Source organism: Methylobacterium sp. 391_Methyba4 (assembly GCF_029691625.1).
GTDB classification, from domain to species: Bacteria; Pseudomonadota; Alphaproteobacteria; order Rhizobiales; family Beijerinckiaceae; genus Methylobacterium; species Methylobacterium fujisawaense.
The window spans coordinates 6,474,840-6,498,921 of sequence record NZ_CP121475.1 but is presented as its reverse complement, the minus strand read 5'-3'; the positions used below and the strand labels follow the sequence as shown (position 1 = coordinate 6,498,921).

The 24,082-nt window shown below is 67.6% G+C and carries 28 protein-coding genes and 1 tRNA gene; 15 read left to right on the top strand and 14 right to left on the bottom strand.

Features of this window, described 5'->3' with window-relative positions:
* Window positions 1-10: 10 nt before the first annotated feature.
* Window positions 11-331 (bottom strand): hypothetical protein, encoded by a 321-nt coding sequence (locus tag P9K36_RS30670; RefSeq protein WP_278306370.1) that lies wholly within the window; start codon window positions 329-331, stop codon window positions 11-13.
* Window positions 332-767: 436 nt separating this feature from the next.
* Here P9K36_RS30670 and P9K36_RS30665 point away from each other — a divergent pair, with 436 nt between their 5' ends.
* The 8 genes from P9K36_RS30665 to P9K36_RS30630 all read left to right on the top strand — a co-directional run bounded on the left by P9K36_RS30665 (window position 768) and on the right by P9K36_RS30630 (window position 6,176).
* Window positions 768-1,430, top strand: a complete 663-nt coding sequence (locus P9K36_RS30665) for an HNH endonuclease (protein ID WP_278306369.1) — start codon at window positions 768-770, stop codon at window positions 1,428-1,430.
* A 339-nt stretch (window positions 1,431-1,769) separates the two neighbouring features.
* Window positions 1,770-2,036: a hypothetical protein gene (locus P9K36_RS30660; protein WP_278306368.1), complete on the top strand. Its 267-nt coding sequence runs from the start codon at window positions 1,770-1,772 to the stop codon at window positions 2,034-2,036.
* Window positions 2,037-2,293: 257 nt separating this feature from the next.
* Window positions 2,294-3,241 (top strand): hypothetical protein, encoded by a 948-nt coding sequence (locus P9K36_RS30655; protein ID WP_278306367.1) that lies wholly within the window; start codon window positions 2,294-2,296, stop codon window positions 3,239-3,241.
* On the top strand, window positions 3,238-3,483 hold the full coding sequence (locus P9K36_RS30650; RefSeq protein WP_278306366.1) for a hypothetical protein: 246 nt from the start codon (window positions 3,238-3,240) through the stop codon (window positions 3,481-3,483). The genes P9K36_RS30655 and P9K36_RS30650 overlap by 4 nt, the downstream gene beginning before the upstream one ends.
* A gap of 339 nt (window positions 3,484-3,822) precedes the next feature.
* Window positions 3,823-4,137, top strand: coding sequence for a hypothetical protein (locus P9K36_RS30645; RefSeq protein WP_278306365.1), 315 nt, complete (start codon window positions 3,823-3,825; stop codon window positions 4,135-4,137).
* A 111-nt stretch (window positions 4,138-4,248) separates the two neighbouring features.
* Window positions 4,249-4,809, top strand: coding sequence for a MerR family transcriptional regulator (locus P9K36_RS30640; protein WP_278306364.1), 561 nt, complete (start codon window positions 4,249-4,251; stop codon window positions 4,807-4,809).
* Window positions 4,810-4,870: 61 nt separating this feature from the next.
* A complete protein-coding gene (locus P9K36_RS30635; RefSeq protein WP_091681921.1) occupies window positions 4,871-5,131 on the top strand; it encodes a hypothetical protein in 261 nt (86 codons plus the stop codon).
* Window positions 5,121-6,176, top strand: coding sequence for a tyrosine-type recombinase/integrase (locus P9K36_RS30630; protein ID WP_278306363.1), 1,056 nt, complete (start codon window positions 5,121-5,123; stop codon window positions 6,174-6,176). The genes P9K36_RS30635 and P9K36_RS30630 overlap by 11 nt, the downstream gene beginning before the upstream one ends.
* A 55-nt stretch (window positions 6,177-6,231) precedes the next feature.
* Here P9K36_RS30630 and P9K36_RS30625 read toward each other — a convergent pair.
* A tRNA-Glu gene (locus P9K36_RS30625) sits at window positions 6,232-6,307 on the bottom strand.
* A gap of 103 nt (window positions 6,308-6,410) precedes the next feature.
* Between P9K36_RS30625 and P9K36_RS30620 the strand changes: the two genes are divergently transcribed.
* The gene (locus P9K36_RS30620; RefSeq protein ID WP_179697808.1) at window positions 6,411-7,415 is read left to right on the top strand and encodes an RluA family pseudouridine synthase; all 1,005 of its coding nucleotides are present in this window, start codon (window positions 6,411-6,413) and stop codon (window positions 7,413-7,415) included.
* Window positions 7,416-7,650: 235 nt separating this feature from the next.
* Window positions 7,651-8,544, top strand: coding sequence for an RNA polymerase sigma factor RpoH (gene rpoH, locus P9K36_RS30615; RefSeq protein WP_043350239.1), 894 nt, complete (start codon window positions 7,651-7,653; stop codon window positions 8,542-8,544).
* 45 nt (window positions 8,545-8,589) lie between these two features.
* On the opposite strand, the gene P9K36_RS30610 is transcribed toward rpoH, so the two are convergent.
* From P9K36_RS30610 to hemB, 9 genes are all read right to left on the bottom strand, one after another.
* Window positions 8,590-10,038 (bottom strand): hypothetical protein, encoded by a 1,449-nt coding sequence (locus P9K36_RS30610; protein WP_043760523.1) that lies wholly within the window; start codon window positions 10,036-10,038, stop codon window positions 8,590-8,592.
* A gap of 279 nt (window positions 10,039-10,317) precedes the next feature.
* Window positions 10,318-11,610 (bottom strand): adenylosuccinate synthase, encoded by a 1,293-nt coding sequence (locus tag P9K36_RS30605; RefSeq protein WP_043761761.1) that lies wholly within the window; start codon window positions 11,608-11,610, stop codon window positions 10,318-10,320.
* 154 nt (window positions 11,611-11,764) lie between these two features.
* Window positions 11,765-12,055, bottom strand: a complete 291-nt coding sequence (locus P9K36_RS30600; RefSeq protein WP_043381798.1) for a hypothetical protein — start codon at window positions 12,053-12,055, stop codon at window positions 11,765-11,767.
* 121 nt (window positions 12,056-12,176) lie between these two features.
* Window positions 12,177-13,034 carry a D-amino-acid transaminase gene (locus P9K36_RS30595; protein ID WP_043350243.1) on the bottom strand — a complete coding sequence of 286 codons (858 nt, stop codon included), beginning with the start codon at window positions 13,032-13,034 and terminating at the stop codon, window positions 12,177-12,179.
* A 52-nt stretch (window positions 13,035-13,086) separates the two neighbouring features.
* Window positions 13,087-14,394, bottom strand: coding sequence for an adenylosuccinate lyase (gene purB, locus P9K36_RS30590; RefSeq protein WP_043760520.1), 1,308 nt, complete (start codon window positions 14,392-14,394; stop codon window positions 13,087-13,089).
* 119 nt (window positions 14,395-14,513) lie between these two features.
* The gene (locus P9K36_RS30585; RefSeq protein WP_278306362.1) at window positions 14,514-15,260 is read right to left on the bottom strand and encodes an arginyltransferase; all 747 of its coding nucleotides are present in this window, start codon (window positions 15,258-15,260) and stop codon (window positions 14,514-14,516) included.
* Between the two features lie 124 nt (window positions 15,261-15,384).
* Entirely contained in the window at window positions 15,385-15,876 is a 492-nt protein-coding gene (locus P9K36_RS30580; protein ID WP_043350249.1) for an RDD family protein, read from the bottom strand.
* Between the two features lie 110 nt (window positions 15,877-15,986).
* Window positions 15,987-16,355: a hypothetical protein gene (locus P9K36_RS30575; RefSeq protein WP_043350251.1), complete on the bottom strand. Its 369-nt coding sequence runs from the start codon at window positions 16,353-16,355 to the stop codon at window positions 15,987-15,989.
* Window positions 16,352-17,410: a porphobilinogen synthase gene (gene hemB, locus P9K36_RS30570; RefSeq protein ID WP_278306361.1), complete on the bottom strand. Its 1,059-nt coding sequence runs from the start codon at window positions 17,408-17,410 to the stop codon at window positions 16,352-16,354. The genes P9K36_RS30575 and hemB overlap by 4 nt, the downstream gene beginning before the upstream one ends.
* Before the next feature lie 260 nt (window positions 17,411-17,670).
* Here hemB and P9K36_RS30565 point away from each other — a divergent pair, with 260 nt between their 5' ends.
* Window positions 17,671-18,081, top strand: a complete 411-nt coding sequence (locus tag P9K36_RS30565; protein ID WP_236953016.1) for a DUF6163 family protein — start codon at window positions 17,671-17,673, stop codon at window positions 18,079-18,081.
* A 160-nt stretch (window positions 18,082-18,241) separates the two neighbouring features.
* Window positions 18,242-18,754, top strand: a complete 513-nt coding sequence (locus P9K36_RS30560; RefSeq protein ID WP_043350258.1) for a winged helix DNA-binding protein — start codon at window positions 18,242-18,244, stop codon at window positions 18,752-18,754.
* A 3-nt stretch (window positions 18,755-18,757) separates the two neighbouring features.
* On the opposite strand, the gene P9K36_RS30555 is transcribed toward P9K36_RS30560, so the two are convergent.
* On the bottom strand, window positions 18,758-19,324 hold the full coding sequence (locus tag P9K36_RS30555; RefSeq protein WP_043350261.1) for an exopolysaccharide biosynthesis protein: 567 nt from the start codon (window positions 19,322-19,324) through the stop codon (window positions 18,758-18,760).
* Window positions 19,325-19,725: 401 nt separating this feature from the next.
* Here P9K36_RS30555 and bcsS point away from each other — a divergent pair, with 401 nt between their 5' ends.
* The gene (gene bcsS, locus P9K36_RS30550) at window positions 19,726-20,379 is read left to right on the top strand and encodes a cellulose biosynthesis protein BcsS (protein ID WP_236961701.1); all 654 of its coding nucleotides are present in this window, start codon (window positions 19,726-19,728) and stop codon (window positions 20,377-20,379) included.
* Here the strand turns inward: bcsS and P9K36_RS30545 are convergent.
* On the bottom strand, window positions 20,346-21,950 hold the full coding sequence (locus tag P9K36_RS30545) for a cryptochrome/photolyase family protein (RefSeq protein WP_278306360.1): 1,605 nt from the start codon (window positions 21,948-21,950) through the stop codon (window positions 20,346-20,348). The genes bcsS and P9K36_RS30545 overlap by 34 nt on opposite strands.
* Window positions 21,951-21,954: 4 nt before the next feature.
* Window positions 21,955-22,689, bottom strand: coding sequence for an SDR family oxidoreductase (locus P9K36_RS30540; RefSeq protein ID WP_043350267.1), 735 nt, complete (start codon window positions 22,687-22,689; stop codon window positions 21,955-21,957).
* Window positions 22,690-22,798: 109 nt separating this feature from the next.
* On the opposite strand from P9K36_RS30540, the gene P9K36_RS30535 reads away from it, so the two are divergent.
* A complete protein-coding gene (locus tag P9K36_RS30535) occupies window positions 22,799-23,662 on the top strand; it encodes a formyltransferase family protein (protein WP_043760517.1) in 864 nt (287 codons plus the stop codon).
* Window positions 23,663-23,732: 70 nt separating this feature from the next.
* A complete protein-coding gene (locus P9K36_RS30530; protein WP_043350294.1) occupies window positions 23,733-24,074 on the top strand; it encodes a hypothetical protein in 342 nt (113 codons plus the stop codon).
* Window positions 24,075-24,082: the final 8 nt, after the last annotated feature.

Here is a 24,082-nt window from a genome sequence, read left to right as displayed (position 1 = left end):
AGGTGCGGACCTAAGCAACAACCGGCGGCTCGCCGGCTTCGGGCCAGGCCCTTGCCGCTCCTGCTGAACTAGCATCATCGAGTGTAAATTCGACAGACGATATGCCGGATAGTGGGATGATGGCCGCAGTCAGATCGCTTTCAGTTTGCGGATCGCCGTGGCTCACCACGCAATAATGAGACGTCACTTGAACGATTCGCCCCTCGAACGTCCTTCCGTTGATCGTGGTGACACGCAGATGCCGCGTCTCTTTTGCGTTCTCATAGAACCAGCTAAGCAACCCAACGAGTTCGTTATTTTGGAAAAGGTTCAGAGCGCGAGTGGTCTGCAAGGCGAATGCTCCTTTGATCCAAGTTTACGTACCGTAACCGTCCGCCTCTTCCGGACTTTCGCGCCGCCGCAAGCAGCCTGGCCGGTGAGACGATCAGGCCTCGGAGTGCTCTCGCGCCAACCGCATCGCTCGCAGCTTTGCGGTCCGCTCGTCGACAGCTCGGCGCTCTGCTGCCACCTCCGCCCAGATTTCGTTCGCTCGGTCGTACCTCTCGGCAGCCTTCGCCGCCTTGGTCTCACGGTAGCCTTGAACGTGGCTGGGGTTCTCGGACATCAACGCTCCTCTCAACCTGTGGGCGAGAGATCTAGGGCGCGTTTCGCCAACGTCACTAGGCATGCTCCCCTGAGTTGCATAGATCCATTGCGCGGGGCGGAGCATCGAAATTCTGTCGGCATAGCTGGCTGGCTCGGGCCTAGCTTCGGAGTAGTTTACTGCCATGTCTAAGTTAGACTATTTTGTCTTCAGGCCTACCTTCGAATATCTTGATGGACTTTTAAATAATGCAACTGATTCGAATTCTGAGATCAAACTAGGAAAAATGGGGACAGGAGAGCGGCCTAACTATCAGATCAAATTTTCCGACGGATCGTCGAAAGCATACAGGAACAATCATGAGCTGTACTGGCCTGATGATCCGGCGCGGCTCTTTGAAGAGGCAAATCTGTTCCCAGCAATGAGACGAGATCGTTTTGCTGATCTTAGGACGACCGGCAAATCAACCGTCATCTCTGATGACAAAAACCAGACGGCTGAGGTAGAAAATTTCGAGTTTTCTGAGGGCGAGGTCAAAAGGGTGCTGACAAAGCAGATCGAGCGCAGCAAGAAAGCAGTGGCGGCTTGCCTAAAACATCATGGCTATACTTGCAAAGCTTGTGATTTTGATTTCGAGCAAACTTATGGAGAAATTGGTATCAATTTCATACATGTTCACCATATTATTCCTATCAGTCTGACATCTGGAAAATATACAGTAAACGCTAAATCAGATCTTGTTCCAGTCTGTCCCAATTGTCATGCCATGATTCACAGAAACGGCAAGAAGCCGCTCAGTATCACAGAGCTGAAGGAATTTCTCGAATTGGCAGCCGGCAATAGATAGGCGCCATGTGAACGAAATCAGTTCAATTAGCTTCTTCGGGATCTTCACGGTGCCGAACGTACCCCTGACCGGTGAGCCAATCCGCGAGGGCATAGCGGATCGCTTCGGGCCTCGAGGGCTTCGGGTCCGGCTGATCTGCAATCCAGGCGTCTAAAGGGACGGCGTGCTCAGGCTGTAAGCGCACCGTCACCGGTTCGCCTTTGCCGGTCGCCGGTCGACCTCGCCTTTTTATGCCATCACTAATTGACATCGCATTTTTATGATGGCACAAAATGCAGGCCGGGACAAGGTTGCAGCCTCGTTCCCGGCCCTGACCACGCCCGTCCTCTGGAGACGATCATGGCTACCCGTCATTCTACAGCACCGGCACGCGCCGGTGAACGCTCTCGCTCGCCTGCGGCCCATTACAATCGCGCCAAGCCGCTACTGGAGGCCGACGAGGCCGTCCCGGGCACGGTTGAAGCCTGGGAGGCGGTTGCGCCCGTACGGCCCGACACCGAGCACGTCCGCGCCCCGCGCTTCCTGGACATGGCCGGCGAGCTCGTGACGGCCACCCTCATCATCGCCGGGGGCGTGTTCGCCTACGGCTACATCCCTCTCGCGTGAGGGAGAGGGCTGTGAGGAAGTCAAACGCAGCTCGGACCGTTGAGCCGAGCTCCGACCTCCGCCAGCGCGCTGCCCGAGCCCGGGACGCCGCCGGGCGGTTCATCAAGCGCCCAGCCCCCGCGGGGCCGACGGCCGCCGATCCTGACCCCACGCTCGCGGCGATCGAGGCGCACCGGTCCGCCTTCGAGGAGTACGAGCGGCTCGCCGCAGTCGCGGGTGGCCTGCCGTCCGGCCACCCGGACTACAGAGCCGCCAACTTGGCCACCGACGAGCCCTGCCGGCGGGAGATCGCGACCTACGAGGCGCTCTTCGACGCCAAGCCCACGACGCTCGCCGGCGCGGCCTCTCTCGCCGCCTACATGTGCGATGCCGTCCGTACGGCGCAGGTCGAAGACAAGCTCTCGGACGGCGAGCGGGCTCTCCGCACGATCGCGGATGCGCTACGAGGCTTGGGCCCTGCTGCTGATGCTTCCCTGCATCCCGACGCTGCGCTGTTCGCCCTCGGCTATGAGTTCATCTCGGCCTGGGTGTCCGAAGAGGCAGTCGGCAATGAGGCCGCGTATCGGGAATGCACGCACGAGGCCGAGCGGATCGCTCAGACGCCAGCCACCACGGTTGCAGGCCTCGGGATCAAGGCCCTGTTGCTGGCCCGGCTCGACAGCGACGACTCTGGCCCGAACAAGCCGATCGCGGCGCAAGGCCCGCTCGCGAGCCACTGGAACGTGCTCAGGCAGATCCAGGAGGGCGCGGCGCGGCTCGCAGCGGCGCCCGATATGGGGATCCCCATGTCGGCGGCCGCGGGTCCCGAAACGGATTTCCCCGCACCGGGATCAGATGCTGGGGATCGTCTTCCCGCTCCACGGCACGATCTGTCCGCGCTCTCGATTGCGGAACTCGCGCGGCTGCACTCCGCGATCGTCCATGCGGAGGAGGCGTTGGGCAGCGCCGAGAACCGGCCCTGCTTCTCCGGAGACAGCCGTTTCGGCCTCACTCCGGCAGGCTGGATCATCAATCGAGAGGCTGCTCGGCTGTCGCAGTTCCTCGCAGCTATCGCTGAAGAAGTCGGCCGGAGAACGCCTGTCGAAGACGACGAGCGCGAGGAGCGGCTCAACACCCTCGTCGCGCATGCAGTTCTAGCCGGCGGCCTGGGTGAGCACCCTAAGCTCATCGCCGAGATCAACGCCACGTGGGGTTCCGCTCGATGAGCAACGTCATCCCGTTCCGCCGCCGTCAGCGGCCGAGGATCCCTGACACCCGGGCCCGCATCGAGGGCGCGCTGGCCCTGGCACTCGACGCCGTCGACCACCTTGTGGCGGCGCTCGATGAGATGGATGAGGATCCTGATCTCGAGGACGGCACTGATGCGGAGCCCAGCCTTGGGGCGCCCGACGAGCACGACTCGCAGGTCGTGTGGCTGCGCGGCGGCGATCGTGATCTGGAGGAATGATGCGGGCATCCACGCCCGTCCTCGACAGCTGAGGGGCAAATCTGCGGACGAGCGTGGATGGCCAACGAGACGGTCGAAAACTCGCCGGCAAATTGATGGCTAGCCCGCCCACCTTGCTGATGGGTTTCGCTGCCTGCGTATCTGGTGCGGGCGGCTGGATCTCGCGGCGAGAGCTCACGAAGAGGGCTCTCCCATCGAACCCTAATAGGTTGTGCAGGGGGAAACGGCGGCAGCTCTCAAAGTTTTACGAGCGCCGCCGGGCTTGAGGGCGCTGAGCGACCAGCCTTTGCGATTTTCAAGGCCTTTCACGATCCTCGGTTCAGAGGATCGGAGAGCACCATGTCGGACGATTTTCACGACGGGAACGACGCGCGGCGGTACCGCGCCAGACTCCGGCGCCAGCGCCGGTACCAGGCCGACTATCGGTCGAAGCTGAAGCAGGTCCGTGCGCCGCAGAAGGCCGACATCGCGGCCGCCTGCTTCGAGGAGCTGCTGGTCATCCTCGGTAAGGACTCCAAGGCCGTGACCGGCTTCGTCAATGCCGTCCTGCGGCGCTTGGCCGAGCGGTTCGACCAGCGGGAGGTTGCCGATCGCTTCTCCGTACTGGTGGCCCGCGCCGCGCGAGATGAAGCCAACCGCGCTGGTAGCTCCTGAACACTGCCGCGACATCAACAGGATCAGAGCGCAGTCGGATAAAAAATCGCGATGATGCTTTACATGGCAGGTGCCACGGCATAGCATCACTGTGAGCTTTTGGAGAGGTCGATGGAACCTGCACGGATTGAGAGCTGGGCCTTCAGCCGGAGCGACGCCGCAGCGCTCGTGGGCATGACAAGCGGTCAGATCGGCAACTACCTGACGCGGTACGACCTTTTCCCAGAGCGACCAAAGGGCAAGGGCTATCACGTCGACTTCAAGCTCGCTGATCTCCTGCGCCTCTGCGCCGTCAAGGTTCTGATCGACTCGCACTTCTCGCCGGAACAGGCCGCGTTCGCCATGCGGACCGGCCGCGGTCTCCTGAGCGCGATGCGGAACGACGGCTGGGGCGACGGGCAGGAGCCGCTTCACACCTACCCCGGCACCGTTTTTTTCGGACGTAGGGGCGATGGCACACTTTCCAGGGTCAACGGACCGGACGTGGTCGTCGGCACCGAAGTGCGGGCGTGGCCCATTTTCGACGACCTCTGGCCCCGGGTCCGATCCAAGATCCGCGATCAGGGCAAGTCCGATCCAGCCCCGTACTCGGGAGATGTCGAGGCGGGCATCGCCGCCTTCGAGGCCGAGATCGCCGCTCTCCGGGCTCTACGCTGGAACGAGGAGGCCTGAGACTGTGTCCCGGCGCGACCTTCAGGATCAGGATCTACCGCCGGGCCCTGGCGCCGTTGGGATGCGCCGCTCGCGCCACAGCGCGCTCCCGCCGACGCTGTCGCCCCGCCTCGTCAGTCGCGAAGCGGCAGCGGCCTACGTGTGCATCTCCCCCACCAAGTTCGACGAGATGGTCCGGGATGGTCGGATGCCGCGAGCGCGGCGGATCGATGCCCGGAAGGTGTGGTGTGTCCGCGAGCTGGACGGTGCCGCAGACAACCTCCCCATCGACGGTCAGGATGCCGCCCAGGATTCAACCTGGGAGGATATCGATGCCCCGTAAGCTGCCGCCCTACGTCGAGTGCTGGCGCGACCGGCATGGCAAGGTCCGCGTCTACTTCCGGAAGGACAAGGGCCCTCGCCTGCCGCTGCCCGAGCCCATCGGTTCGGAGGCGTTCCTGACAGCCTACCAGGAGGCATTGGCCGGGCGGACGCCGAAGGCACCGCAGAAGCGCGCCGCGGCCGAGCCCGGCACGATCGAGGCGCTGGTCCAGTCCTACTACAAGAGCGGCGAGTACGCCGCACTGCGCGCCACGACCAAGATCGGTTACCGGCGCCGCATGGAGGCGATCCGGGTCCAGCACGGCCACCGCTCGGTCGCAGGCCTGAATCACGGCCGCATCGTGAAGGCGTTCCTGGACCCGCTGGCCGGCAAGCCCGGCGCTGCACTCGACACGCTCAAGAAGCTCCGGATCCTAATCCGGCGTGCGATCGTCCTGGGCTGGCTCACCGCCGATCCATCCGTCGCGATCCGGCGACCGAAGATCGGCGAGGTGCGCTCCTGGACCGACGATGAGATCGCCCAGTTCGAGGCGCACTGGCCCGTCGGAAGCAAGCAGCGGCTCGCCTGCGCACTGCACCTCTACACCGGCCAGCGCCGGTCGGACGTGCACAGGATGACCTGGGCGGACGTGAAGGGCGAGCGCATCCGGGTCGTGCAGCAGAAGACCGGGGCCAAGATTGACGTACCGCTACACGCCGATCTCCGCGCCATCCTGGCCGAGACGCCGCGGAAGCACGCGACCATTCTCAACACCGAGTACGGGCGCCCTTTCACGGTGGACGGCCTTTCCGGCTTCATGCGCGACGCCATCACGGCTGCCGGCCTGCCGCTCGACGCGCAGCCGCACGGCCTTCGTAAGGCCGCCGGGCGACGCCTCGCCGAGGCCGGATGCACCGCTCACGAGATCATGGCCGTGCTCGGCCACAACACCCTCGCAGAGGCCGAACGGTACACGCGCGAAGCGAACCGGGCAGGCCTTTCGACAGGCGCGATCACGAAGCTGGAGGTCTGGAATAGGAACAAGACCGCCCAAACCACCCCGTGAAGGTTTGGGGAAAATCACCGAAACAGGAGTTATTCGAATGACTTACAGCACCGGCTGGCGCTCCCAAGGGGAATCGAACCCCTGTTTTCGCCGTGAGAGGGCGACGTCCTAGACCGCTAGACGATGGGAGCTTTCCGGCGGCGCGGGGGTGCTATAGCCACGACCCGGCGGCGGAGCAAGAGCCTTCGTCAGGAAATCCGCCTCGGCGGGTCAGATCGGGTGCGGACAAGGATCGTGGTGGACAACGGTGACGTCGAAAAGGCCGGGATCGTGGCCGAGGGAGGCGTGCGGCTCGATCGAGCGCTGGTCACGCTGTTCCCGGATCTGTCCCGGGCCCGATTGCAGGACCTGATCCGCGCAGGCCATGTGAAGCGGGACGGTCTCCCGGCGCGCGATCCGGCCGCCAAAGTTGCCGCCGGCGCGTCCATCATCCTCACCGTGCCGCCTCCGGCACCGGCCGAGCCGGTGGCCGAAGCCGCAGACCTGCCGATCGTCTACGAGGATGACGATCTGATCGTCATCGACAAGCCGGCCGGCCTGGTGGTCCACCCGGCGCCGGGCCACGAGAGCGGGACGCTGGTCAACGCCCTCATCGCCCATTGCGGGGCCAGCCTGTCCGGGATCGGCGGAGTGCGCCGCCCCGGCATCGTCCATCGCCTCGACAAGGACACGAGCGGCCTGATCGTCGTCGCCAAGAACGACGCGGCGCATCAGGGCCTCACCGCGCAATTCGCCGATCACGGCCGGACCGGGCCGCTGGAACGCGCCTACGCCGCATTGGTCTGGGGCCTGCCCCAGCCGCGGGCGGGGACGATCCGGGCCAGCCTTGCCCGGTCCCGGTTCCATCGGGAGAAGATCGCCGTCGTCTCCGACGACAGCGGCCGCCATGCGGTCACGCATTATGCCGTCGCCGAGTCCTATCGCGAGGCTACCCTCGTGCGGTGTCGCCTGGAGACGGGTCGCACGCATCAGATCCGCGTGCATCTCGCCCATCGCGGACATCCCCTGCTCGGGGACACGGTCTACGGAGGTGCCTTCCGCACCAAGGCGGCCCGCCTGAGTCTGGAGGCGCGTGCCGCTCTAACGGCCCTGGGACGGCAGGCGCTCCACGCGGAACTGCTCGGCTTCAGTCACCCGCGCACGGGTGAGACGCTGCGCTTCGAGAGTGCGCTGCCGACCGACATGACTGCCCTGATCCAGGCACTCCGGGCCGACGCAGGCGACCCGGCGCGCCTGTAACCGCCCCTTGCGGCGTGCGAAAGAACACCCCGTACCGCGTCACATCGTGACATGGTACGATCAAAATCGCCGGTGGCGCGTTGTTGGCGACGTGGGTGTCATCGACCGTGACCGGCTCCCCGGCGACCTGCATGAGATGGGTGGCCGGCAGGGTCGGCTCAAGAGCGGCCCGAGTAGACGGCACTGTTGTCCGTCGCGTCCGCCCGGCAGGGGGACACAGGTTCAGGAGAAAGCCATGGCCGGTACGCTTCCCGTGCTCGCCAACGAAGGTGGCCTTTCGCGCTACCTCGACGAGATTCGCAAGTTTCCGATGCTGGAGCCGTCGGAGGAATTCACCCTCGCCAAGGCCTGGCGCGACGCCGGTGACCGCGAAGCGGCGCATCGCCTGGTGACGTCGCACCTGCGCCTCGTCGCCAAGATCGCCATGGGCTATCGCGGCTACGGCCTGCCGATCGGCGAGGTCGTGTCGGAAGGCAATGTCGGCCTGATGCAGGCGGTCAAGCGCTTCGATCCCGACAAGGGGTTCCGTCTCGCCACCTATGCCATGTGGTGGATCAAGGCAGCGATCCAGGAATACATCCTGCGGTCGTGGTCTCTGGTGAAGATGGGCACGACGGCCAACCAGAAGAAGCTGTTCTTCAACCTCCGCAAGGCGAAGGGACGGATCTCCGCCCTCGATGAGGGCGATCTGAAACCCGACCAGGTGTCGCAGATCGCCACGCGCCTCGGCGTGCCCGAGCAGGACGTGATCGACATGAACCGGCGTCTGTCCGGTGACACGTCGCTCAATGCGCCCCTGCGCGAGGAGGGCGAAGGTGAGTGGCAGGACTGGCTCGTGGACAACAGCCCGAGCCAGGAGACCGTGCTCGCGCGCGAACAGGAGGGCCAGAACCGCCTTTCCGCGCTGAAGGACGCCCTCGGTGTCCTCAACGCCCGCGAGCGGCGCATCTTCGAGGCGCGACGTCTCGCCGAGGATCCGATCACGCTGGAAGATCTTTCGGGCGAGTTCGGCGTCTCCCGCGAACGCGTTCGTCAGATCGAGGTGCGGGCCTTCGAAAAGGTGCAGGAAGCGGTCAAGCGCAACATTGCCAGTCGCGAGCTGCCGCGGACCGGCATTGAAGCCCGCTGACAGCAGGTCCCCGGCGTAACTGAGCGCCGGGGACGATCCCGTTCATCACTGCCAGGCGTCGAAGGCGCTCTGCATGACCTGGGCGCCGGCGGTCCCTTTCTCGAAGGTCAGCACCGCCCGGCGACCGGAGGTGTAGCGCAGCGCGATGTCGAACCAGTTCCGATGCAGGAGCAGGTCGGTGTTGCGCTCGACGTCGTTCTGCAGCGACGACAGGCCGATCAGGAAGAGGTTGTCGCGGACACGGACCGGCAGGCCCGAGACTGGCGAACCGCGGGCGCTCTGCTCATCCTTCGCTTGCAGCAATCCGACATCCTGGACCGTCCGCGCGGTGCCGCTGCTGCCGGTCTGGCTGAACGCAAGGCTCACCGTGTGGGAGGCCGGCAACGTCGTGTCGAGGTTGCGCTGGATGGTCATCACCAGCGTCAGCCCGGCCTCCGGAACGGTCACGGTCGCGACGACCGCGTTCTGAACCGGCTGCCCCTGCTCCCCGTTCACCGTCTCCAGGCGCCACGTCACCCGCCCCTGCGTGACGGTCGGCTGGCTGCTTTCTGCGCCGGCCCCTTCCTCGACGAGTTCAGCCCTCTGGGCGACCGAGACGCCCGCCTCGGCGGATGGCGCGTTGGTCCGAGACGGTACAGCACCGTCCGCGCGCGCAGGCGCCTTCGACACCGGCGCCGCATCGCCACCGACCCGATCGCCGAACTTGGACTCGGCCTCGGACTGCTGAGAATCCGCAGTCTCCGCCCCGCTGGATGGCAGATTCTGTGGGCGGTCGCGCAGCAGGAAGGCCGCGACGGCGATCAAGCCGATCACGACCGCAAGGACGCTTCCGACAAAGACGTTGCGCAGCACGCGGGAGCGCCCGGCTCGGAGCGGCACCACCTCGATGCGCGGGCGCTGGCGGCCCGATCCGACGTCTGCGGCGGCCTCGCCGGCGTCCTGCTCCTCGACCGAGGGGCGAGCCGAAGCCGCCGCCTCAGGGGGTAGCCCTTCGGGCGCAGCAGCGGCGGAGGCGCCCGGGCGCCTCGAGGTGATCGGGATCGGTGCCTCGCGCGGTCCGGACTCGGATGCGGAATCGCTATCCCGACCCGGGATCGCGAACGGCGCCTTGGCGGCAGGAAGCACCGGATCGGGCTTCGACGCGACGCTCGGCTCAGGGGGAGACGGTTCGGGGATCTCCGGCTCCGGCTGCACCGCCGGCGCGACCGCGATGGGCTCGGAGACGACCGGTGCAGGCGCCTGCACCGGAGAGGCCTGAACCGCATCGTTGGCCGGCGCAGGCAGACCGCCATGGTCGACCTCGAGCCGTTCGATCGCGGCGTCGAGGGCGCGCCGCTCGAGATCGATATCCGCCTCGGAGAGCGGCGGGTCGAGGGAGCGCAACTGGCTGATCAGCGCGTTGCGCGCACGGTCGTAGACCGCCTTGCGCAGAGCGGGCGTTCGATCCGGTAGCGCATCGAGCGCGCGCGCCAGAAGCGGATAGTAATCGGCCATAATACCCTGGTCCGCCCCTTCGGCCGCCGTCCGGCAACGCCGGTCGAAGGCCGGGGACCGATGGCCGCTCCCGCCGGACAGGTCCGGTCGCGGCCGTCGGCCGGTTTGTCGTATTCCGCCGCACGGATCGGTGCCCGCACGCCGGTTGCGCCGCATACGGCGGATCATTCGCGAGAATGAAGGCCCGACCGCCAGCCCGTTCTAGATCAAGCCTGCGCGGACTGGATACAGGCAGCGCAGCCGGAATCACGCGTCGTCAACGGGATAGCGCGCGACGCGTCAGTCCTCGAACGGGTTGTGCATGAGGATCGTGTCGTCCCGCTCGGGGGAGGTGGACAGCAGGGCGACCGGCGCCCCGATCAACTCCTCGATCCGGCGAACATACTTGATCGCCTGCGCCGGCAGGTCCGCCCAGGATCGAGCGCCTGCGGTCGTCTCCGACCAGCCCGGGATCACCTCATAGACCGGTTCGACCCGCGCCTGAGCGGCTTGGCTCGCCGGCAGATGGTCGATCGGCTGCCCGTCCAGCATGTAGCCCGTGCAGACGCGGATCTCCTCGAAGCCGTCGAGGATGTCGAGCTTGGTCAGCGCGATCCCGTGAATGCCGGAGGTCCGGACCGTCTGGCGCACCAGCACGGCGTCGAACCAGCCGCAGCGGCGCTTGCGCCCGGTGTTGACGCCGAACTCGCGGCCGCGGCTGCCGATGGTCTCGCCGATCTCGTCGAACAGCTCGGTTGGGAACGGCCCCTCGCCGACCCGGGTCGTGTAGGCCTTGGCGATGCCCAGCACGTAGCCGATCGCACCCGGGCCGAGGCCCGAGCCCGTCGCCGCCTGCGCGGCCACGATGTTGGAGGAGGTGACGAACGGATAGGTGCCGTGATCGACGTCGAGCAGCGCGCCCTGCGCGCCCTCGAACAGGATGCGCTTACCGGCCCGCCGCTCCTCGTCGAGCAGCGCCCAGACGGTGTCGGCGAAAGGCAGGATCTTCGGCGCAATGGCCTTCAGCTCCGACAGCAGCGCCTCGGCATTGACCTCGTCGATCCCGAGGCCGCGCCGCAGGGCGTTGTGATGGGTCAGCACGCGCTCGATCTTGGCCGGCAAGGCTTCGGGATCGGCAAGATCGACGACCCGGATCGCCCGGCGCCCGACCTTGTCCTCGTAGGCCGGCCCGATACCGCGCTTGGTGGTGCCGATCTTCAGGCCGGCATTGGCGGTCTCGCGGAAATGATCCAGCTCCCGGTGGAGCGGCAGGATCAGCGTGGCGTTGTCGGCGATCCGCAGGGACGCGGGGGAGACCTCCACACCCTGGGCCTTGATCCGGTCGATCTCGTCCACGAGATGCCAGGGATCGACCACGACGCCGTTGCCGATGACCGAGAGCTTGCCGCCGCGGACCACGCCCGACGGCAGCAGCGCCAGCTTGTAGGTGACGCCGTCGATGACGAGCGTATGGCCGGCATTATGCCCGCCCTGAAACCGGACGACGATGTCGGCCTGCTCGGAGAGCCAGTCGACGATCTTGCCCTTGCCTTCGTCGCCCCACTGGGCGCCCACAACGACGACGTTGGCCATGCCTGCCTGCTTACCCGCGACGGAAACCGGGACGGCGCCGCCCACGGGTGCAGGCGGCGCACGTCGTGTGCCGTTTCCGCGATCCAGCCAGCGAAATCAAGCAAGACACCGCACGGGCGACCCGTTCTGCGGTCCGGCGATAGGCCCGGCGCGGCTACTTGGCCTCGGTTCCGGGCGTCCGGCCCGGGAGTTCGTGCGGCTTGATGACCGGCATGGTACCGGACTGATCGGGCTTCACCACGGTCCCGGTCGTCCCGGAATCCGGTGGCTTGATGACCCCGTCGTTCTTCTGGAGCTTGTCGCTGAGCGACTGATCCTGCGGCGGCGCATCCGCGTTCGGGCGCACGCGCTCGGGCGGCGTCGGAGACGGGCTGGGGGTCTGAGCAAAGGCGGGCACCGCCGCCAGGGTCGCCGCGAAGGCGGCGATCAGGATCTTCTTCGGCATGAGAGCCTCCCCGGTTCGGGATACGAATTCGGGGAGGAACAGTCGGAGACGGAATCCGTTCCTGCGGGCCTGGAAGGCCGGAGGGTCCACCTGTGGACGGTATCCGGGCAACCGATGGGCTTCAGCCCCGACGCGCGGCCTCGATGTACAGGTCCCGCAGGCGCCGGGTCAGCGGCCCCGGACGCCCCTCGCCGATGGCGCGGCCGTCGATCTCGATGACCGGCATCACGAAGGCCGAGGCGCTGGTGTAGAAGGCCTCCTGTGCCGCGTAGGCCTCCTCGACCGGAATCAGCCGCTCCTCGATCCGCAGATCCGCCTCCTGGGCGAGGCGCAGGACCGACGCCCGGGTGATGCCCGGCAGGAGCGCCGTGGAGAGCGGCCGGGTGACGAGCACGCGGTCGCGGCTGACGATGAACGCGGTCGAGGACGAGCCTTCGGTCACCGCGCCATCCTCGACCATCCACGCCTCGGCGACGCCGGCCTCGGCCGCCTGCTGCTTGGCGAGCACCTGCGCCAGCAGGGCCACCGATTTGATGTCCCGTCGCTTCCAGCGCAGATCCTCGACGGTGATCACCCGGGCGCCGCTCTCGACAAGCGGGTTGGCGAGCACGGTCTTGGCCTGCGTGAACATCATCACGGTGGGCTCGGTGCCGGCCTTCGGGAAGGCGAAGTCGCGCTCGGCCACGCCCCGGGTCACCTGCATGTAGACCAGCCCCTCGGTGACGCCGTTGCGGGCGACGAGTTCGGTCTGCAGGCGCTCCCAGCTTGCCGCATCGTGCGGATTGCGGATGCCGATCTCACCGAGGGAGCGGTCGAGGCGGGCGAGATGCGCGGCGTTGTCGACGAGCTTGCCGTCGATGATCGCCGAGACCTCGTAGATGCCGTCCGCGAACAGGAAGCCGCGATCCATGATCGGCACGCGCGCCTCCTCGAAGGGGAGGAACTGGCCGTTGAGGTAGACGATGCGGGGAGCGGTCACGGAGAGCTGTCCTGTGTTCGTCGCGGGCCCAAGCAGGAATCGTGCGGGATGCTCAGCGGTCGCCGAACACCCGCCCGAAAATCGTGTCCACGTGCTTGAAGTGGTAGTCGAGATCGAAGCACGCCTCGATCTGTTCGGGCGCGAGCGCTGCGGCGACCTCCGGGTCCGCCTTGAGCAGGGCCAGGAAATCGCCCTCGCCGCGCCAGACCGGCATCGCGTTGCGCTGGACCAGCCGGTAGGAATCCTCGCGGGACACGCCGGCCTGGGTGAGCGCGAGAAGCACGCGCTGCGAGTGGATCAGGCCGCCGAGCCGGTCGAGGTTCTTCTGCATGTTGGCCGGGTAGACCAGCAGCTTCTCCATGACCCCGGTCATGCGGGCCAGAGCGAAGTCGAGGGTCACGGTGGCGTCGGGGCCGATCATCCGCTCGACGGAGGAGTGCGAGATGTCGCGCTCATGCCAGAGGGCGACGTTCTCCAGCGCCGGGGTGACGTAGCCGCGCACCATCCGGGCGAGGCCGGTGATGTTCTCGGTGAGGACCGGGTTGCGCTTGTGCGGCATGGCCGAGGAGCCCTTCTGCCCCTCGGAGAAGAACTCTTCCGCCTCCAGAACCTCGGTGCGCTGCAGGTGCCGGATCTCGATCGCCAGGCGCTCCAGGGACGAGGCGACGACGCCGAGGGTGGCAAAGAACATCGCGTGCCGGTCGCGCGGGATCACCTGGGTGGAGACCGGCTCGGCGGTCAGGCCCATCTTCTCGGCAACGTACTGCTCCACCCGCGGGTCGATATTGGCGAAGGTGCCGACCGCCCCGGAGATGGCGCAGGTGGCGACCTCCTCGCGGGCCGCGACGAGGCGGCGGCGGTTGCGCTCGAACTCGGCATAGGCCTGGGCCAGCTTCAGCCCGAAGGTGACCGGCTCGGCATGGATGCCGTGCGATCGGCCGATGGTGGGGGTCAGCTTGTGCTCGAAGGCCCTGGCCTTGAGGGCGGCGAGGAGCGAATCGACGTCGGCGATCAGGATGTCGGCGGCGCGCACCAACTGGACGTTGAGGCAGGTGTCGAGCACGTCCGACGAGGTCATGCCCTGGTGGACGAAGCGCGCCTCGGGACCGACGATCTCGGCGAGATGGGTGAGGAAGGCGATGACATCGTGCTTCGTCACCGCCTCGATCGCGTCGATGCGGGCGACGTCGAAGACCGCGTCCTTACCCTTGGCCCAGATCGTCTCGGCCGCCTCCTTCGGGACGACGCCGATCTCGGCGAGCGCCGTGGTGGCGTGGGCCTCGATTTCGAACCAGATCCGGAATCGGCTCTCGGGCGACCAGATCGCCGTCATCGCGGGGCGGCTGTAGCGGGGGATCATGGGGGCCTCGGCACGGTCCGTATTGCGTGCGAGGCCGGTAGCATGCGCCGGCCCGGCCGCTCAATGCGCATCGGCCATGACGGGACGGCAACGGATGTGGACCGTCGGCGGCAGCGGGATCAGTCGATCCGCACCCAGCCCTGGCCCATCAGGCGCTCCTGCGGGCGGAAACGGGACTTGTAGTCCATCTTCTGCGACCCCTCGACCCAATAGCCGAGATAGAGATACGGCAGGCCGAGCCGTTGGGCCCGGCGGATATGGTCGAGGATCATGAAAGTCCCGGGAGAGCGCGCGGCTTCGGCGGGATCGTAGAACGAGTACACCATCGACAGCCCGTCGGAGAGGACGTCCGTCAGGCAGAAAGCGAGCGGCGGCCCGGAGCCGCGGCCGGTGACCGCCGTGTCCGGCCCGTGCCGCCGGTACGACACCAGATGCGTGTCGACGTGGCTGTCCTCGACCATCATGGCGTAGTCGAGCACGGTCATGTCGACCATGCCGCCGTCGCCGTGGCGGGCGTCGAGGTAGCGGCGGAACAGGGCGTACTGCTCCGAGGCGGGCCGGTTCGGCTCCGGCGTGCCGATCCAGTCGGCGCTCCGCGCCAGGATGCGTCTCTGGCTGGCGCTCGGCACGAATTCATCGACCACGACACGCACCGAGATGCACGCGCGGCAGGTCTCGCAGGCGGGACGGTAGGCGATCGTCTGCGAGCGACGGAAGCCGCCCTGGGTCAGGATCTCGTTGAGGTCGCGGGCGCGCCGCCCGACCAAGTGGGTGAAGACCTTCCGCTCCTCCTGTCCCGGCAGGTACGGGCACGGCGAGGGGGCCGTGAGGTAGAATTGCGGTGTGTCGCGCGGATGGCTGGTCACGCTTCTCACAGGCCCTGCGCCGGGTTCGTCCTCTCGGCGCCGGCATGTCAATGTACAGGCGACCGGCCGAGGCTCAATGGCCCGACCGGTCGCACCGTCAGATTTTCATCGCCGGGTTCGACGCTCAGCGGGCGTGGACGACGGCGAGGCCGAGCAGCAGGTCGTGACCGAGACGCCGGTCCGACCGCATCAGGCCGAACGCGATGTCGACGCACCAGAGCAGGAAGGTCGAGATCGCCACGTAAAACAACAGGGCGTGGACCGCGGCCGTGATCACGTCGACCCGCGCGCCGCTCTCGGGTGCGATGGTGCGCAGGCCCATCAACCGCTGGCCGATCGTGCTCTGCTTCGACCCGCCCACCGTGATCGCGCTATAGATGATGCCGCTCGCCGGCAGCACCGCGAACAGGGTCCAGCCGAGGCCGAACGTGACCACGCCGATCACGGTGATCAGCAAAGTCAGCAGGGCCGTGAAGCCGAAGATGAACAGGATATCGAGGAGATAGGCGACCGTCCGGCCGCCGAGACTCGCCCGCACGAATGGAACCGGCAGCGACGCCGCATAGCCGGGTGCCGTGTCGAAGCGCTGCGCGTATCCGGGTTGGGGGTTCTGCATGATGTCGCGTCCTGCCAGCGAGGCTGCGGGCGAGAAGGTGGGTGCGCGCCGCTCAGGCCGCAAGAGGATGCGTTTGCCCGGCCTCGGCTTCGCGCTGCTGCAGGACTGCCTTACCGTCCGGCCGGGTCGCCGGCCGCGGCGTCCGGCGTGTCGAGATAGAATCGCCTCAGCATATAGAGCGCGGGCCCCGACAGGGTCGTCCCCTCGGTGGCGAGGGCCACGAGGGTCGTCCCGGCATCGAACCGGCAGGTCAGCCAGTGCGGCCGGGTCCCGTCGGAATAATCGACCCGGACCGAATTCGCCGCCGGTCCCGGCGCCGCCCGCAGAAGCCGGATCCCAGGTTGCGGCGCCACGGCCGGCAACGCCCGTCGGCAGGTGGCGACGCGATCCCGGCGCAGGGTATCCTGGCAGGCGGCGAGCCCGCCGAGAAAGCCGGCGACGACCGCGGCCCCGAGGAGCCAGCGGTGCCCGCGTGTCACGGATGGCTGCGCAGGCGCTCCGCGACCCGCGGCGCATGATAGGTGAGGACGCCGTCGGCTCCGGCCCGCTTGAAGGCGAGGAGCGCCTCGACCATCGCGCGGTCGCCGTCGAGCCAGCCATTCCGGGCGGCCGCCTCGATCATCGCGTACTCGCCGGACACCTGGTAGGCGAAGGTCGGGACCTGGAACTCGTCGCGGACCCGGCGGATGATGTCGAGATAGGGCAGGCCCGGCTTGACCATCACCGAATCGGCGCCCTCGTCGAGGTCGAGGCGGACCTCGCGCAGGGCCTCGGACGAGTTGCCCGGATCCATCTGGTAGGTGCGCTTGTCGCCCACGAGGGCGGCCTTGGTGCCGATCGCGTCGCGGAACGGCCCGTAGAACGCACTGGCATACTTGGCCGCGTAGGCCATGATCTGCACGTCGAGGAACCCCGCCTTGTCGAGGCCGGCGCGGATCGCGCCCACGCGCCCGTCCATCATGTCGGAGGGGGCGATGATGTCGGTGCCGGCCTCGGCCTGAATCAGGCTCTGCTCGACGAGGACCGCGACGGTCTCGTCGTTGAGGACCGCGCCGTCCTTCATCAGGCCGTCATGGCCGTGGCTGGTGTAGGGATCGAGCGCCACGTCGGTCATGATCCCGACCTCGGGCACGGCCCGCTTCACGGCCCGCACCGCCCGGCAGACGAGATTGTTGGCGTTGAGCGCCTCCGAGCCGGTCGGGTCGCGCAGCGCCACATCCGTGTAGGGGAAGAACGAGATGGCCGGAATGCCGAGGCGCGCCGCGCGCTCCGCGTCGCGGACGACCTCGTCCACCGAGAGCCGCTCGACGCCGGGCATGGAGGCGATCGGCTCGCGCCGGCCCTCGCCCTCGATCACGAACATCGGCCAGATCAGATCGTCGACCGTCAGGGTATGCTCGCGGACCAGCCGGCGCGACCATTCCGATTTTCGGTTGCGGCGCGGGCGCTGGGTGATCTTGAGACCCTCCACGCGGGCGCCCTCATGGGCGGCCTCCACGGCGAGAGGGCGCGGCTCTGGCAGGGTGTCTGACATGCGGCTTCGCTACCGTTCGCGCGGACCACGCCGCGGATCGCGCGGCGCCCCTGCGCCGGAGGCGTTCGACTACCACACCGGACCTGTGCGGCGAAACCCGACCGTTGACGCAGGACGGCGGAACGGCTTCAACCCGGCGCGTTGCGTTCCCGAAGACCAGGATCCTGTTCCCTGTCCATGAGCCGGCCCATCATCTCCGCGAGTCACCGATAGTGCCCGGCTATTTTCCGATCCGGCGCAGGACGCCCCGGCCCGGGGGGATCCCCAGCGACCGGATCGAGCGCGTCCAGGGGCCGGCACCCGGCACGTGGGATACGGTGCTGATCTGGTTCATGCGGCTCACGGCCCTCGTCTGGCTGCTCAAGAGCGTCTTCGCCTGGGCGACCATCCTCGACATCGTGCCGGGGGTCCGCCCCTTCGAGGCCGAGCCCTTCGGCCGCCAATCCGCCATCGTCTACTTCGCGGTGATCGATGCCGCCGCGGCGATCGGCCTGTGGCTGACGAGCGCCTGGGGCGGCGTCATCTGGCTGCTCGCCGTCACGTCGGCGATGACGCTGGCGGTTCTGACACCGCAACTCTTGCCGTTATCGGTGCCGCTGCTCGTATTCGGGGGCTGCGTCGTGACGTTGTACTTCCTGCTGTCCTGGCTGGCGGCGCAGGAAGCACGGTGAACGAACCGTTCTTATCTTCATTCAGTTTGTCTTTACCGCGAAGAGTAAATCGCGAATTCATCCTGTCGCTTAAATCGCCTTTCATTCCCGAGCCCTAGCTTAGCCATCATCAACGGCGCCGCATCGAACGGGTGCCGGATCATCGGATGGCGAGGCAGAGATGAAGACCCAGAACGCCCGAGTCGCGCAGATCGAAGCTCCCGAGGAAGGCTTGGGCGCGAAGGGCTCCTACCTGGAGGCGCTCCACCTCGTGGAACGGCTGCACCGCCGCCTGCTCGACGTGATCAAGGACGAGTTCGAGCGCCGCGGCCGCGAGGACGTCAACAGCGTCCAGGCGCTGCTGCTGTACAACATCGGCGACAAGGAACTGACCGCGAGCGAGCTGCGGACCAAGGGGTACTATCTCGGCTCCAACGTCTCCTACAACGTGAAGAAGCTGGTCGAGGCGGGCTACCTCCACCATGCCCGCTCGAAGACGGACCGGCGCTCCGTGCGGATCAGCCTGACCGACAAGGGCCGTCAGGTCCACGAGATCATCCAGGGGCTGTACGACAAGCATGCCCGGACGATCACGCCGATCGGTGGGATCTCCGAGGACGATTTCGCCCGCCTGAATCAGGCGCTCGGCCGCCTGGAGCGCTTCTGGACCGACCAGATCCGCTACCGCCTCTGAGGCTCAGAGGTTGAGGAGCCCGGCAACCCCGGCGATCACCGCATAGGCGAAGCCGGCATTGATGGCGACGCCGAACACGCCGATGACGAGGCCGCCCAGCACGACGAGACCGTCGCGCTCGACGAGGCCGAGCCCGACCAGGCAGACGGCGAGACCGAGCGGGATCTGCCCGACGATGGGCGCGGCCACGATCAGCGCCAGCGCCAGGGCCAGCAGGACGATCCCCATGCCGCGCATGCCGAGCGCGGTCTCGAAGACGCTGACGCGGGGGCGCGACCAGCGCTCCAGGCGGCGCAGGATCGGCACCGCGCGGGTCACAGCGCGCCGGACATCCGTCAAGGCGATGGAGCGGCCCAGCAGCATCCGCGGCAGCCACGGTGCCGACATGCCGGCGGCGATCTGGATCGCCACGAGCAGCAGGAGCAGGCCGCAGATCAGTGGGATCGGCGGCGGCATCGGCAGGCAGTTCGGCAGCCCCAGCAGGACCACGAGCAGCGCGAAGGCGCGATCCCGTAGGACCGCGACGATGTCGCCCACGGTGAGGCGCTCGCCCTCCTGGCTCGCCAGCACGGTGAGGACGTCCGACGTTCGTGCACCGGAGGTCAAGGATCTGCCAACCTTCGCTAACCCGCGGGGGCTCTAGCCGAGAACATCTGGCACGCCAAGCACGGCGGATTCGCGACAGCGCGATGGCGGCCGGCAGGTGGCCGCGCACCGCGCCGCGCCCGGCAGCCCGGCCAAGCATTCCCAAAGTCACAGCGCATGCCGGCGGACATGCGGCGCGCTTTTGCCGGGCTTCCGGATTATGGCGCCAACAAATCCGGGGATGCCATCGCGCCAATCGATGCAAAAAGGTTAATTTTATCTTAAACCGATCCTTCGAGTCTGGAGGATTGACCGTGCAAAGCCAGCGCACAGCCTCAAAGATCCATGCGCGAAGGCGAACGACCCTGATTCTTCTGGCAGGCATCGTGGGTTTTTCTTCAACGGCGCACGCCAGCGAGATCGACACGCTGCTGTTCGGCAGCCTCGACGCGGGCGGCGACACGTTCCTGACCCTCGGCGCGAAGGTCGGCCTTACCTCTCTCGCGCAGGAGGGTTTCGTCGCGCTGGCGACCGTCGGCGGCGGACGGCGCACGGAAAGCGGCGCGGACGGTCCCCGCGCACGGTACACCGTCGCCGCCGCCGCACTCGCCGGGCATCAGTGGTTTTTCGACTGGGGCGTAGTCGCGGCCTATGCCGGCCTCGAGACCACGAGCGAGATGCTGATCGCAGGGCCGACGCGCGACGCCCTGCCGACCCGCTTCGGCCTGCGCCTGCACGGCGAGGTCTGGGCACGTCCGACCGCTGCGACGCTGCTTCAGGCGACCGCCGTCGCGGGATCGGCCCGGGACAGCCTCTGGGCGCGCCTCGCCTGGGGCTATCGCCTCTGGGAGACCTATCTCGGCCCAGAGGCGGCGCTCTACACCGACGCGACCGGCTACGCGAAGTGGAGCCTCGGCCTGCACGGGACAGACTTCGCCCTCGGCCGGTACAGCCTCCGCGCATCGGTGGGCCTTCAGACCGAGTCGCGCCGGGCCCGGGCTTGTCCCTACGTGACGCTGTCGGTCTGGTCGCCCCTCTGATCGGCGCTCGGCCGGGCCTCGAGGGCATCGAGGAAGGCGGCCGCGTCGCGGCGGATCTCGGCGCGGCGCTTGTCGCCGAATCCGCGCAGGGTCCGGTACGGCATCGCCAAGCGCTGATTGCCGGCCAGCCGCTCCTCGTTCTCGATCAGGAAGTTCCAGTAGAGATAGTTGAACGGACAGGCCTCGGGCCCGGACTTGACCTTCACGTCGTAGGCGCAGGACGCGCAGTAATCGGACATCCGGTCGATATAGGCGCCCGAGGCCGCATAGGGCTTGGAGCCCATCACGCCGCCATCGGCCCACAGAACCATGCCGTGAACGTTGGGCAACTCGACCCATTCGTAGGCGTCGGCGAAGACGATCAGGTACCATTCCTCCACCTGCGCCGGGTCGAGGCCGGCGATGAGGGCGAAGTTGCCGGTCACCATCAGGCGCTGGATGTGGTGGGCGTAGGCGTGGGCGCGCGTCTCGGCGACCACCTGCGCGACGCAGTTCAGCGCCGTTTCCCCCGACCAGTAGAACCACGGCAGGTCGCGGCGCGCGCCGAGGGCATTGGTGTCCCGGTAGGCGGGCATCCGCGCCCAGTAGAGGCCGCGCACGTATTCCCGCCAGCCGAGGATCTGCCGGATGAAGCCCTCGACGCAGTGGAGCGGCGCCGCACCGTCGCGGTAGGCGCGCTCGGCCGCCCAGCAGACCTCCTCGGCGGTAAGCAGGCCGGCGTTGAGGGCGGGCGACAGGAGGGCGTGGTACAGGAACGGCGCGCCGGTCTTCATTGCGTCCTGATAGTCGCCGAAGGTCGGAAGGGCCTCGGCCAGGAAGTGCCGGAGCGCCGCGAGGGCGTCGGCCCGGGTCACCGGCCAGGAGAAGCCGGAGAGATCGCCGAAATGGTCGCCGAATTCCGCCTCGACGAGGGCGATGGCCTCGCGCGTCACGGAATCGGGCTGGAAGCCGATCCGGTCCGGCGGACGATGCCCCTTGGGCAGGCGCTTGCGGTTCTCGGGATCGTAATTCCAGCGGCCGCCGGCAGGCTTGCCGCCATCCATCAGAAGGCCGGTCCGACGCCGCATGCCCCGGTAGAAGGTCTCCATCCGCAGGTGATGCCGGCCGTCTGCCCATTTCGCGAAATCCTCACGCGGACACAGGAAGCGGTTGTCGGCGCGGATCTCGAGCGGCATCGGCAGGCTCTCGCGCCAATCCTGCATCATTTCCCAGACGCGCCACTCGCCCGGTTCGGTGACGACGATCCGCTCCGGCCGGTGCCGCGCGACGGCGCGCTCCAGTTCGCCGGTGAAACTACCGGTATTGCCCGCCTCGGTGAGGCGCACGTAGTCGACGGTGATCCCCTCCGCCTCCAATTCGGCCGCGAAGTGGCGCATGGCGGCGAACAGGAAGGCGATCTTCTGCTTGTGGTGGCGGACATAGGTCGCCTCGTCCCGGACCTCGACCATCAGCACCACGTCGCATTCGGGGTCGAGGTCGACGAGGCTCGAGACCCGGCGCGTCAGCTGATCGCCGAGGACGAAACGCAGCGTGCCGCGCGGTGCGGCGGCGCCGCGGCGTTTTCCGGCCATCGTCTCAGCCCTTGGTCCGGAGGGCGGAGCGGCCGCCATCCACGCCGATGACTTGGCCGGTGATCCAGGCCGCCTCATCGGAGACCAGGAAGGCGGCCAGGGCGCCGACATCCTCCGGACGCCCGAGCCGTTGGAGGGCATGCATGGCCGCAATCCCCTGCGCGAGGGTCTCGTTGCCGGTGATCCCCGCAGCGAGCGGCGTGCGCGTCAGCGAGGGCGCCACGACGTTGATGCGGATCTGGGGCGCGAGTTCGGCCGCCAGGGACAGTGCCATGCCCTCGATGGCGCCTTTCGCCATGGCGACGGAGGCATGCGCGGCAAAACCCTGCGCCACCGCCACCGTCGAGAACAGGACGATCCCGGCCCCCGCCGCGCCGGCACCGGCCTTCAGCGCGCCCGCGGCGGCCTGCACCGCCGAGAAGGCGCCGAGCGCATTGATGGCGAAGTCGCCCTCGACATCGGCCCGCGTCAACCGATTCAGCGGCCGCAGATTGATGGTGCCGACCGCGTAGACCAGCCCCGCGAGGTCCGGGCCCGCCGCCTCGGTCACGGCGGACGCGAAGTCCGGATCGGTGACGTCGCCCGCGGTGATGCGCGTCTCCCCCAGATCCTCGGCGACCTTAGACAGGCGATCCGCGTCGCGGGCCGCGAGATGCAGGGCGTAGCCTCGGGCGCGGAGGGCACGCGCCGTGGCAAGACCGATGCCTCCGGTTCCGCCGTAGATGATCACCCGACGCACGCCGAACCCCTTGCTACCCGCATTGGCACGATCAAGGTAAGGCGAGGGACGCTCCCGGGCAGACGGCGGATCCGCGCCCTCCACGTGCACAAGGTCGCAGGCGGCAAGGATGAAGTTCGCGTTCGCCGGCATCGACTTCCTCGGCGGAGTCTTCGAGGGACTGCTGGATGCCGGCTGGACGCCGGTGAAGCTGTTCACCCGCCCCTGTGACGGGATCTACGACCACAACGAAGTCATCGTCGCCCGCGCCCGGGCGCTGCGGCTGCCGATCCAGCTGTCGCGGATCCGCGAACGGGATATCGAGGCGCTTCAGGCCGAGCACGGCCGGGATTGGGCGCTCGTGGTCGCGGGATATCCCTGGCTCATCAAGGGCTGGAAGGGCCGCGCCGCCTACGGCCTCAACATCCACCCCTCCCCGCTTCCGACGGGCCGCGGCCCCTACCCGCTGTTCCGCGCCGTCCTCGACCGCTACGAGAGCTGGGGCGTCACCGCCCATGTCCTTGCCGACGGCTTCGACACCGGCGACATCCTCGCGCAGGATATCTTCGGCTTAAGTTCGCACGAGAGCCACGAGACCCTGCTGGCCAAGTGCCAGATGGCGGCCCGCCGTCTCGCCGCGGACCCGCTCGGCCGTGAACTGCCCGCACGATGGCGGAGATCCGAGCCGCAGGGCGACGGCTCCTACTGGCCCCGTGCCACCGATTTCGACCGGACGCTCGATTTCCGGCAGGATGTCGCGACGGTCCTGCGCCGGGTGCGGGCCTTCGGCACGGTCGAGACGATTGCGCGGCTGGGAGATGCCCGGGTGTTCGTGGCGGAGGCCCAGGGCTGGCCGGAACGCCACGCGCACACGCCCGGGACGGTGGTGCACCGCCACCGCCGCCACGTCGTGGTCGCGGCCCTCGACGGCTACGTTCAGCTGACCCGCTGGTCACCGGTGCCCCTCGCGGAAGTTGGGCAGGTCGGCCGCTGACCGACGCCGACCGGGAACCGAAGCGCGAACCCTGATGTTTCCGGCGGCCCAGGACATTACGGAGTCCGACATGTCGACACGCGCCAGCCTCGCCGCAGCCCTCGGGTTTGCCGCGCTGTTCACCGGCTCCGCCTTCGCGCAGGCGGTGATCGTGACTCCCGACGAGTTCGGCCCCGACGACGATGTGGTGGTGCGCGACTACATCGTGCGCCGACCGGTGGGGCCCGGGCCGATCGTCGGATCGATCCCGCTGCGTCCCGGCAGCATCGTGCCGCCTGACGTGCGTCTGGCCCCCTTCACCGAGGCCCCGAATCCGCGCCTGCGGCGCTTCGGCTACTTCGTGGCGCCGGGCGACAAGATCGTGGTCGTCGACCCCGAGACCCGTGCGGTGGTGCGAATCCTCGATCGCTGACGCCCCGC